We start from the raw sequence: 10570 nt of genomic DNA, 5'->3' as shown, positions 1-10570 counted from the left end.
GCCTCGGGCCGCAAGGGCCCCACGACCGAGCCGGACGGGACCAGGTCGGGAAGCGTGGAACGCTCGAGGCCGGCCATGCGCAGCAGGGTCTCGTCGTAGTCGACCGACGCGATGCGCCGGTTGTCGGTGACCCAGTGCGCGACGATCGAGTCGAACGACGCCGCGAAGCGACCGGTGAGCCGCTGGTTCAGCCAGTCGACGGGCTCCAGGAACTTGTGCACGGCCCGGTAGACGTCGGGCTCGGTGTCGCGGATCCACAGGATGTGCGCGGTGGGGTCCTTCCCGGATCGGCCGGGGGCACCGCCGGTCAGCTTGATCCAGCGCCGCAGCTTGCGGACGTCGTAGCCGAGCACGCTCACCGGGCCCCGCACCTGGCGCCCGATCGCCTGCGACCCGCGCGAGTCCATCCAGATCACCGCGGGGCGCAGCGGCGTCCCGTCGGCGTCGGCGGCCACCGTTCCCGACCACTGGGCGGTGCAGCCCACGCCGATGACCCGTGCCGGCCGCACCCCGGTGGCGCCCAGCACCCGCCGGCTCGCCGACGTGATCGCCGCCCACCAGGCGGCGGGGTCCTGTTCGGCCCCACCCCCGGGGACGAGACGGGTGCCCACCGGCTCGAACGCGCTCGACTCGATCCGTCCCGTGGCGGAGACGAGCGCCACCTTGGGGCCGCCCGTGCCGAGGTCGACGGCCAGCACGACGTCCTGCGCCGGCGCCGGGGAGCCGGCCCCGTCGGGATCGCTGACGGTGACCGACATTGGCGCAGCCTAACGCCGCACTGCGGGCAGACTGTGGCCCATGCGACCCCCGCCGACGCTGCGTCGCGCCGTCGTGGTGCTCGTCGCCGGAGGGCTCCTCGGGGCCTGTTCGAACCACCACGGCGGAGCTGCCGCCAACGGCTCGACGCTGCCGGCGCCGGCCTCGGTGGACAACGGTCGTTTCGTCTCGACCGTCGCCCTCGACGGCGGCGGTCTCACGGTCGAGCCCGCGGGCGCGGCGACACCGCGTGTCGCCGCCGCCCGGGCACAGGCCATGTTCCGCGCCACCGACGCCGTGTCGGGCACCTACCAGTTCTCCATCTTCGGCCTCGGCCTGGTCACCATCGCACCCGGCGTGGCCACCTCGACGACGACGGGCGCGTCGACCACGACCACCGGAGCGACCGGAGCGGCCACGAGCGCGAGCACCACCGCGACCGCGAGCACCACCGCGAGCACCACCGCGACCACCAGGCCGACCACGATCACGGGGCCGACGACGACCACGGGGCCGACGACGACCACGGGCTCGGCGCCCCCCGGCGCGGTCGCGACGACCGGACCGACGACGACGACGGGGGCACCGGCGGTGACGATCCCGGGCGTGCTCCCGGGAGGACCCCAGACCCTGCCGCTTCCGCCATTCGACCATCGCCTGGCCTGGGTGGGGATCGTGTGGGGCGCGAGCTGCCCGGCGCGGGCCGGGGCGCCCACCACGTCGGCGGCGGGCGCGGCGCACACCGCCACCCGCTACACGGCGGTGATCTTCGACGCCCGAACGGGGACCGACGCCGTCACGTACACCAGCGGCGGCCCGTCACCGTGTGGCGGGGCGGCGACGTCACCCCTGGTGTCGAGCCCCGCCGAGCTCGTCTCCGTTCCCTGGCAGCCCGTCGGGCCGGCCAGCACCGCCGTGCACGTCAGCCTGCCCGCCTGCGCCAGCTACTACGGCTGGACGCAGGTCCAGGCGAGCGCCGGCGGGACGGGCACCGCAGCCGGCGTTGGCGCGGGCGCACGCACCGGGACCGTGGCGGGCACCGGCGGCGGCGTGCAGGTGGTGGCGCGCGTCCCGTTCGGACCGGACTGCGGTGCGGGTGCCCACGACGAGGTCGTCGACGGCGTGGTCCCCCTCGGGAACGTGCAGGCCGGGATCCCGCACGCCGCGCTCGGCCCCGTCGACGTGCTGCGGACGCTGGCCGGGGACTGACCCCTCGGGCGCCGGCGCCCGGCGTTCAGACCGCGGTGGCGGGATGGCGCGGCTCGGTGACGAGCTCGACTTCGGGCGGCAGCCCGGACACGTCGACGTCGTCACCGTCGACCTCGACCGTCACACGCGACCCGGCGAGCGGGATGCCTTGCACCTTGAGGTACTTCATCCCGTCGGGGAGCATCGGCGAGAGCCACGTCTTGCCGTAGGGCACCCACGGGTCGAGGCGGAGCATGGTGCGCAGGCACAGCAGCGGCGAGGCCGCCGACCATGCCTGCGGCGAGCACGAGGTGGGGTAGCCGACGGGCGAGGAGAACTCCGAACGGTCGAGCCCGCAGAACAGCTCCGGCAGCCGGCCCCCGAGGCTCGTGGCCGCGTCCAGCAGGGAGCACACCAGCCGCAGGGCGTGCTCCATGAACCCGTACCGGGCCAGGCCGGCGGCGACGATGGCAGTGTCGTGGGGCCACACGGACCCGCAGTGGTAGCTGATGGGGTTGAAGCCGCCCATGGAGGACGCCAGGGTGCGGACCCCCCACCCGCTGAACAGCTCGGGGGCCATCAGCTTGTCGGCGACGATCCGTGCCTTGTCGTCGTCGACGATGCCCGTCCACAGGCAGTGGCCCATGTTCGACGTGAGCGAGTCGATGGGCCGTTTGTCGGCGTCGAGCCCGATGGCGAGCCACTCGCGGTCCTCGAGCCAGAAGTCGCGGTTGAACTCCGTCTTGAGCCTGGTGGCCTTGGCGCGGAAGCGCTCGAAGGTCGCCTCGTCCCCCGCCTCGCGCGCGAAGTGGGCGCGGGCCAGGTACGCGCCGTAGACGTAGGCCTGCACCTCGCACAACGCGATGGGGGCATTGGCGATGCGGCCGTCCGCGTAGCGGATGCCGTCGCCCGAGTCCTTCCACCCCTGGTTGGCGAGTCCGCGGTCGGTCATCCGCTGGTACTCGACATACCCGTCACCGTCGAGGTCGCCGTAGTTGTCGATCCACTCGAGGGCCCGCTCGGCGTTGGGAAGGAGCTCGTCGACGACCTCGCGCGCCAGGCCCCACCGACGCAGCTCGCCCAGGAGCATGACGAACAGTGGCGTGGCGTCGGCGGTCCCGTAGTAGATGCTCCCCCCGCCGAGCGACAGCGACGGCGCGTCGCCGAAGCGCATCTCGTGGAGGATCCGGCCGGGCTGCTCCTCGCTGCGGGGGTCGATGCTCTCCCCCTGGAAGCGCGCCAGGGTCTGCAGGACGCCGAGGGCCAGGTCGGGGTCGACCAACAGCGCCATCCAGGACGTGATGAGCGAGTCGCGCCCGAACACCGTCATGAACCAGGGGGCGCCCGCCGCCAGCACCACGCGCTCGGGGAAGTCCGGGTCGAAGATCCGCAGCGCGCCGAGGTCCTCGGCGCTCGCGGCGATCACCGTCCGCAGACCCTCGTGGTCGGTCTCCACCTGGGGGACCTGGCGGCGCCACTTGGCGAGTCGCTCCGCCGGGGCGGCACGGTCGACGGGCTGGCCGCACAGGTAGCGCGGGTCGATGGCCTTGCCCTCGATCACGGGGTGGAACTCCAGGCAACCGGTCCACTCTCCCCGGGCGGGCACGATCACCTCGAAGCGCACCAGGTCGTCGGCGAGCACGGCCGGCACGGGGAAGATGTGGACCACGAGCCCGCGATTGACGGTTCCCCGCCGGTAGGAGAACTCGAGCTGCCCGTCGCGCCGCTCGCGGGAGATGTCCCCGTCGGGATCGCCGAAGCGACCCTCCTTGACGGCGAAGAGGTCGGCGAAATCCGAGTCGAGGAAGAGCTCCACCGAGCAGAAGGTGGGCTCGTCGCCGAAGTTGCGGACCACGACGTCCTCGCGCATCCCCTGGCCCACATAGCGGCGGCGGAACACCATGAGGGTGGAGTCGGCCCGGCCCGGGCCCGGCGGGCACCGCGACACGAAGGTGGCGGAGAACGGGTCGTCGGAGACCACCGTCAGTCCCTCGGGCCGGGCCCCGTTCACCCGCAGCTCGAACCGGGAGAGCATCCGGGTGTCGCGCACGAAGAGGCCCTCGGCCGAGGGGGCGATCACGTCGCCGTCGCGGCCGCTGATGGCGAAGGTCGATTCGTCGACGAGGGTGATGGCACCCCCGGACTGGCCCACGGTGGCCACCTTGCCCGCGAATGTCCAGGGCTCGCTCACCCGGGGGACGCTACCGGACCGGCACGCCGCACCGAATCACCAGGTCGGAGGGGTCTCTGGGGCCGCCGGCGGGCCCGTTCCCCGATTGCCACTACGGCCGTAGTGCAAATCCCGTCGCGACGGTAGACTCCCGGGCGTGACCCCGCTGCTCGAGATCGAGGGCCTCCATGTGGCCGTCGACGGGACCGAGATCCTGCGCGGCGTCGACCTGGCCGTGGGCGAGGGGGAGCTGCACGCCCTGATGGGCCCGAACGGGTCGGGGAAGTCCACCCTCGCCAGCACCCTGCTCGGCAACCCCTCCTACCTGGTCACCGCGGGTGCCATCCGCTTCCGCGGCGAGGACGTGACGTCGTGGGCCACCGACGTGCGCGCCAAGGCCGGCATGTTCCTCGCCTTCCAGTACCCCGAGGAGATCCCCGGGGTGCCCATCATCCAGTTCCTCCGCCAGGCCGTGTCGGCACGGATCGGGGAGGACCGCTCCGTGCTCGAGGTCCGGCTGTCGATGCTCGACTGGATGAAGCGGCTGGGCATGGACCCCTCGTTCGGGGAGCGCCACCTCAACGAGGGTTACTCGGGCGGCGAGAAGAAGCGCAACGAGATCCTGCAGATGGCCATGCTCGATCCCGAGCTCGCCATTCTGGACGAGACCGACTCGGGCCTCGACATCGACGCCTTGCGCATCGTCGCCGACGGCGTGCGGGCGGTGCGCGACGAGCGGCCGGCGCTCGGCGTGCTCGTCGTCACCCACTACACCCGGATCCTCGAGCTCCTTCGGCCCGACGTGGTGCACGTGCTCGTCGACGGGACGATCGTGGACAGCGGTGGCCCCGCACTGGCGGACCGTCTCGAGGCGGAGGGGTACGAGCCGTGGCGAAGGCAACCGTGACCGACTTCCGGGTCGACGAGGCCGACCGCGTGCAGGGCGCGTGCGCGTCGCGCGCCGACTTCTCGGCGCTCAAGGCGGACTTCCCCGTGCTGAGCCGCACGGTGCACGGCCGGCGCGTCGTGTACCTGGACTCGGCGTCCTCCGCGCAGCGCCCGCAGTCCGTGCTCGACGCCATGGACGCCTATTACCAGACGACCCACGCCAACGTGCACCGCGGCGTGTACGCCATGGCGGAGGAGGCGGACCGGCTCTACGAGGCGGCGCGCGTCGCCGTCGGTCGGTTCATCGGGGCACCCGACCCGGCGCACGAGGTCGTCTTCACGAAGAACGCCACCGAGGCGATCAACCTGGTGGCCGCCACCTGGGCCCGGGCGAACCTCCGGCGCGGCGACGTCGTCCTGCTCACCGACATGGAGCACCACGCCAACATCGTCCCCTGGCTGATGCTGGCCGAGGAGCACGGCATCGTGCTGCGGTGGATCGCCGTGGACGACGAGTACCGCCTCGACCTCTCCGACCTCGACCACCTGGTCGACGGCGTGAAGCTGGTGGCGTGCACCACCATGTCCAACGTGCTCGGGACGATCACCCCGTTCAGCCGCATCGCCGAGGCGGCCCACCGGGCCGGGGCGCTCGTGCTGGCCGACGGGGCCCAGTCCGTCCCCCACCTCCCCACCGACGTCGGGCAGCTCGGCTGCGACTTCCTGGCCTTCAGCGCCCACAAGATGCTCGGGCCCACCGGGATCGGCGTGCTGTGGGGCCGGCGCGAGCTGCTCGAGGAGATGCCGCCGTTCCTGGGCGGCGGCGGCATGATCCGCGACGTCCGCCACGACGGCTTCACCGCCAACGTGCTTCCCTGGAAGTTCGAGGCGGGGACGCCCCCGATCGCCGAGGCCGTCGGGTTCGGGGCGGCGGTCTCCTACCTCGAGCGGGTGGGGCTCGCCGCCATCCGTGCCCACGAGGTCGAGCTCACCGCCTACGCGCTGGGCACGCTGGCGGAGCGGTTCGGCGACGACATCCGGGTCTTCGGCCCTTCCGGCACGGCCGAGCGCGGCGGCGTGCTGTCGCTGGCGTACCGCGACGTCCACCCGCACGACCTGGCCCAGGTCCTCGACCAGGCCGGGGTGTGCGTCCGCGCCGGCCACCACTGCGCCAAGCCCCTGATGCGGCGGCTGGGTGTCACGGCCACGGCCCGCGCCTCGCTCTACCTCTACAACGACGAGTCCGACGTCGACGCCCTGGCCGACGCGCTGGCCGAGGCCGGTAGCCTCTTCGGGTAGGGGGTGCGCGGTCGCCCGATGCACATGCCCCCGAGACGCCGTTCCGTCGGGACGCCTTCCCTGACCTGATGCCGCCACTGACCTGATGCCGCCACTGACGACGAGGAGCACATGACCGGTCTCGAAGACCTCTATCGCGAGATCATCCTCGACCACTACCGCAGCCCGCGCAATCGCGGCGAGCTGGCCGTGCCCCCCGCCCACCGGGTCGAGGGGTTCAACCCCCTGTGCGGGGACGAGGTGGTCGTCTACGTGCAGGTCGAGGACGGCACCGTCCGCGACATCCGCTTCGCCGGGCAGGGCTGCTCGATCAGCCAGTCCTCGGCGTCGCTCATGTCGGCAGCGGTGAAGGGGAAGTCGGTCCCCGAGGTGCGCGGCCTGATCCGCACCTTCAAGGCCATGATGTCGGTCCACGAGGCCCGCCTCGGTGACGGCGACGGCCCCGAGGGGCCCGAGGGGCCCGATGGCCCCGCGAGCGGCAACGGGTCGGACGGCGAGGGGCCCGACGCCGCCGCCACGGACCCGGAGTCGCTCGGGGAGCTGGCCGCGCTGCAGGGTGTCGTGAAGTTCCCGGTCCGCATCAAGTGCGCGACCCTGTCGTGGAACACCCTCGCGCAGGGCCTCGACGAGCTCGACAAGGACGCCGCGCCGGCCCGGTGAGCGCCCGGCGCCCTCCGCCCGCGGGCGGGCCCCCGGCGCCCGAATGTCGCTCAGCAGGGGGTCGGGTTGAACGGCCCCGACCCGGGCAGCAGGGTGGTCGTGGTCGTCGTCGCGACGCTCCCGCCGCCGGGGTGCGACGGCCGCGTGGTCGTGGTCGTGGTCGTCGGCGGCACCGTGACCGACGCCCCGTAGCCGGTGAGCGGGGGCGTGACGATCGCGTTCGGGTCGGCCCCGAGGAACTGGCTGATCACCTGGGTGGCGGCCGGCTCCTGGACGACCTCCACAGACCCCGCCACGCCCGAGTAGGCGCCCAGCGTGGGCAGCGTGAAGGTCTTGAGCGACGACCCCGAGAAGGCGTGGTAGCGCTGCGCCAGGGACACGATCATGCCCGTCGACATCTGGTCGTCCTTGGTGATGTCGTGGACGAGTGAACCGAGGAAGGCGTTGAGCGTGAGCGGGTTGTAGCTCGACTTCGCCTTGTTGATGACGGCCTCGATCACCGTGTTCTGCCGCTGGATGCGCCCCAGGTCACCGCTCCCGTCGTAGTACCAGACGCCCGGGCGGACCTCGTACTGGTAGTAGCGGGACCGGGCCAGGGCGAGGGCCATGTTGCCGTTCAGCTTCTGGCAGCCGGATTGCTGGATGTTGAGTCCTGAGTTGTTGTTCCCGTTGTCGTTGTCGCGCACGGGGTAGCGGAAGTTCAGGCTGATGTCCCCGACCGAGTTGACGAGGTTGATGACGCCGTTGAAGTTCACGATGACGAAGTGGTTGATGGTGATGCCGAAGGTGTTCTCGATGGTGTCGATGAGCGGGGTCGGCCCGCTGTTGAAGGCGGTGTTGATCTTGTTATGCGTCGCCAGCCCGGTGCCCGACGGCATGCCCGAGAGCCGCACGTAGGTGTCGCGCGGGATCGACAGGAGGCGGGCCGTCCCCGCCGACGGGTCCACATGGAGGATCTTGATGGTGTCGCTGCGCTGCCCGCCGACCTGCGAGGCGCTGCCGAAGGCCTGCGCGGCACTCCCGGTGTCGCCGGCGCGCGAGTCGGACCCCACGATCAGCACGTTGTACGGGGCGCCCGGTGCCTCCGACGCGCACGACGGGCACTTCAACGACTTGATCTGTCCCAGCCGGTACCACAGGTACCCGTAGACCGAGCCCGCCACGAGGAGCACGACCGCCACGATGACGACCGCCCACCGGATGGCGCGCTCGCCGCGGGTGCGCCGACGGTGGCGGCGCCGGGAGGGCGCGGGGGCGGCCGGTGTGGGCGGGGAGGCGTCAGGCCGGGACCGGGAGCCCCCGCCGGGTGTCTGGGGACCGGTCACGTCACCACCCGGGCGGCGCGGTGGCGGGCAGGGCGGGGCCGGGCGGTGCCGGGCGTCGCGGGGGCAGGCGAGGCGGGGCGGGGGCGGACGTCGCGGGGGCGACGGCCCGCGACGGTGCTGCGGGGAGGACGGCGGGCCATTGCGGGGCAACGGTACCAGCGTGCCCGGGGGCCGCCAGGTCGGGCATCCGGCGCGCGCCCGACCTGTGAAGCGGGGGTCTCGGTGCCCGAGGTATAGGGAATCAGTGCCCGAGGTGCTCGACCACGAGCGCGGCGACCTCGTCGGGACGCTCGACCGCCGCCAGGTGCGCCGCGCCGTCGAGGTCGGTGAGCCGGGCGTCGGGGATCGCCGACGCGTACGCCTCGGCGTGGGCCCGGGGCACGATGCCGTCCCGGACCGCGTGGACCACGAGCGTGGGCGCGCCGATCCGCGGGAGGCGCCCGGGCAGCTTGGGGTCGTGGAGGTACGGGTTCCAGCCGATCTTCGCCGTGGCCGCCATGGCCTGGAGCATGGGGCGGACGAGCTCGAAGGGCACCTGCGACAGGTCCGCCTCCGCCGCGGCCATGGCGTGCATGAACGCCGCCACGGGATGGCCGGGATCGGCGAAGAGCTCGTCGGCCAGCTCGTCGAGCGGCCTGCCGAAGATCTCCGTGATGGGCGCGCCCTGCACGTACAGGCCCACGGGGTTCACGAGCACCATGCGGCGCACCCGGTCGGGCCATCGCACGGCGAGCTCGGCAGCCATCCAGCCCCCGAGCGACATGCCCACGACGTCGCACGTGGTCACGTCGAGGCGGTCGAGGACATCGAGCAGGTGGAAGGCGGCGTCCTCGATGTCGTCGATGTGCTCGAGGCCCTCGGAGGCGCCGAAGCCCGGGAACAGCGGCGCCACGACGGCGCGGGTGGCGGCCAACTGCTCGAGGAGCGGCATGCCCGGCACCTCGCCCTGCGCCGAATGGAGGTAGACGAGCGGCGCCGGGCCACCGGTACCGCCGCGATGGACCTCGATGCGGCCGACCGCGGTGTCGAGCGACCCGGGGGTCACCGCGCTCACGGTGTCGCCGCCCCGTTCGCCGCCGGCCCCGTGGCCGTAGCCGTGGCCGTGGCCGGCCCCATGGCCGGCGCCGCGCCCGGGAACCGCGCCCGCAGCCTCGGCATGACCTCGGTGGCGAAGAGCTCGAGATTCCGCCTGGTGTCGGCGGCGGGCAGCGTCCCCAGCTGGAACAGGCCGAGCAGGTTCCCCACGCCCAGGCGCTCGACGTTGGCGGCCAGCAGCTCGGCGACGGTGTCCGGGGAGCCCACGATGGCGTACTGGCCCTCCACCACCTGGTCCCAGGTGTCGAGGTTCAGGGCGAACGTGCCGGCACTCTTCATGATGTTCTCCACCGATCGCACCGACGTGTAGCCCGGGGGGGAGATGTTGATGCCCGGGAGCAGTCGGCGGACGAAATACCAGAAGTGCTCCTCGTAGCGCCGACGCGCCTCGGCGTCGGTCTCGGCCACGAAGACGGGCACCAGCCACCCGAGCTGGAGGGGGTCGGCCTCGTAGCCCTCCCGGGAGCAGGCGTCCCGCATCATGGAGAACATGCGCTCGAAGACGTCGATGTGGAAGTACGGGATCCCCATGTAGGCGTAGTGGTGCCGGGCCACGAATTCCAGCGTCTCGAGCGAGCCCACCCCCGGGATCCAGATCTCGGGATGCGGCTGTTGGACGGGCCGGGGCCAGGTGTTCACGTAGCGGAGCTTGTAGTGCTTGCCGATGAACTCGAACGGGCCGGGCTCGGTCCACGCCTTGATGATCAGGTCGTGGGCCTCGGCGAAGCGCTCCCGGGCGTGCGCGGGGTTCAAGGAGAACGAGTAGTACTCCGGGCCACCGCCGACCACCATCCCGGCGATGAGGCGGCCACCGCTGATGCAGTCGATCATGGCGAACTCCTCCGCCACCCGCGTCGGCGGGTCGTAGAGCGGGAGCGCGTTCCCCACCACCGCGATCTTCACCCGCGAGGTCTCGCGGGCGAGGACCGAGGCGATCAGGTTCGGCGACGGCATGATGCCGTAGGCGTTCTGGTGGTGCTCGTTGACGCAGACGCCGTCGAAGCCGAGCTCCTCGGCGTAGACGAGGTCGTCGATGTAGCGGTTGTACAGCTCACCGCCCAGCACCGGGTCGAACAGCTCGTTCGGGCAGGTGATCCACGCCGGCCCGTCGTAGTCGGCAGGAAGGCCCGAGTACGGCATGAGGTGGAAGCTGAAGAAGCGCACGGCGGCCTCCTGCGTCGGATCCCCT

9 protein-coding genes are annotated in these 10570 nt (G+C 72.3%); 4 read left to right on the top strand and 5 right to left on the bottom strand.

Annotated features, from left to right (window positions below):
* Positions 1–758, bottom strand: a 758-nt coding sequence (locus VMV22_03125; protein ID HUY21312.1) for an FGGY family carbohydrate kinase, incomplete at its 3' end; no start/stop codon positions are given.
* Positions 759–798: 40 nt separating this feature from the next.
* Between VMV22_03125 and VMV22_03120 the strand changes: the two genes are divergently transcribed.
* On the top strand, positions 799–1965 hold the full coding sequence (locus VMV22_03120) for a hypothetical protein (protein HUY21311.1): 1167 nt from the start codon (positions 799–801) through the stop codon (positions 1963–1965).
* 25 nt (positions 1966–1990) lie between these two features.
* On the opposite strand, the gene VMV22_03115 is transcribed toward VMV22_03120, so the two are convergent.
* Positions 1991–4135 (bottom strand): glycogen debranching N-terminal domain-containing protein, encoded by a 2145-nt coding sequence (locus VMV22_03115; protein ID HUY21310.1) that lies wholly within the window; start codon positions 4133–4135, stop codon positions 1991–1993.
* 136 nt (positions 4136–4271) lie between these two features.
* Here VMV22_03115 and sufC point away from each other — a divergent pair, with 136 nt between their 5' ends.
* The 3 genes from sufC (at position 4272) to VMV22_03100 (ending at position 6961) form a co-directional block, all read left to right on the top strand.
* The gene (gene sufC, locus VMV22_03110; protein ID HUY21309.1) at positions 4272–5021 is read left to right on the top strand and encodes a Fe-S cluster assembly ATPase SufC; all 750 of its coding nucleotides are present in this window, start codon (positions 4272–4274) and stop codon (positions 5019–5021) included.
* Positions 5003–6301: a SufS family cysteine desulfurase gene (locus VMV22_03105; GenBank protein ID HUY21308.1), complete on the top strand. Its 1299-nt coding sequence runs from the start codon at positions 5003–5005 to the stop codon at positions 6299–6301. The genes sufC and VMV22_03105 overlap by 19 nt, the downstream gene beginning before the upstream one ends.
* A gap of 111 nt (positions 6302–6412) precedes the next feature.
* Positions 6413–6961, top strand: a complete 549-nt coding sequence (locus VMV22_03100; protein HUY21307.1) for an SUF system NifU family Fe-S cluster assembly protein — start codon at positions 6413–6415, stop codon at positions 6959–6961.
* A gap of 50 nt (positions 6962–7011) precedes the next feature.
* Here VMV22_03100 and VMV22_03095 read toward each other — a convergent pair whose 3' ends face one another.
* The 3 genes from VMV22_03095 to VMV22_03085 all read right to left on the bottom strand — a co-directional run bounded on the left by VMV22_03095 (position 7012) and on the right by VMV22_03085 (position 10545).
* Positions 7012–8286 (bottom strand): LCP family protein, encoded by a 1275-nt coding sequence (locus VMV22_03095; GenBank protein HUY21306.1) that lies wholly within the window; start codon positions 8284–8286, stop codon positions 7012–7014.
* A 241-nt stretch (positions 8287–8527) separates the two neighbouring features.
* Positions 8528–9331 carry an alpha/beta hydrolase gene (locus VMV22_03090; GenBank protein HUY21305.1) on the bottom strand — a complete coding sequence of 268 codons (804 nt, stop codon included), beginning with the start codon at positions 9329–9331 and terminating at the stop codon, positions 8528–8530.
* Positions 9332–9336: 5 nt separating this feature from the next.
* The gene (locus VMV22_03085) at positions 9337–10545 is read right to left on the bottom strand and encodes an LLM class flavin-dependent oxidoreductase (protein ID HUY21304.1); all 1209 of its coding nucleotides are present in this window, start codon (positions 10543–10545) and stop codon (positions 9337–9339) included.
* Between the last annotated feature and the right edge of the window lie 25 nt (positions 10546–10570).

Source organism: Acidimicrobiales bacterium (assembly GCA_035531755.1).
Taxonomy (GTDB): domain Bacteria; phylum Actinomycetota; class Acidimicrobiia; order Acidimicrobiales; family UBA8190; genus DATKSK01.
The sequence above is the reverse complement of the archived record's forward strand: the minus strand, read 5'-3'. Positions and strand labels throughout refer to the sequence as shown.

What these genes read in the sequence shown, in the direction of transcription:
- VMV22_03120 (HUY21311.1), top strand. Translation starts at nt 799, where the DNA reads ATGCGACCCCCGCCGACGCTGCGTCGCGCCGTCGTGGTGCTCGTCGCC.
- VMV22_03100 (HUY21307.1), top strand. Translation starts at nt 6,413, where the DNA reads ATGACCGGTCTCGAAGACCTCTATCGCGAGATCATCCTCGACCACTAC.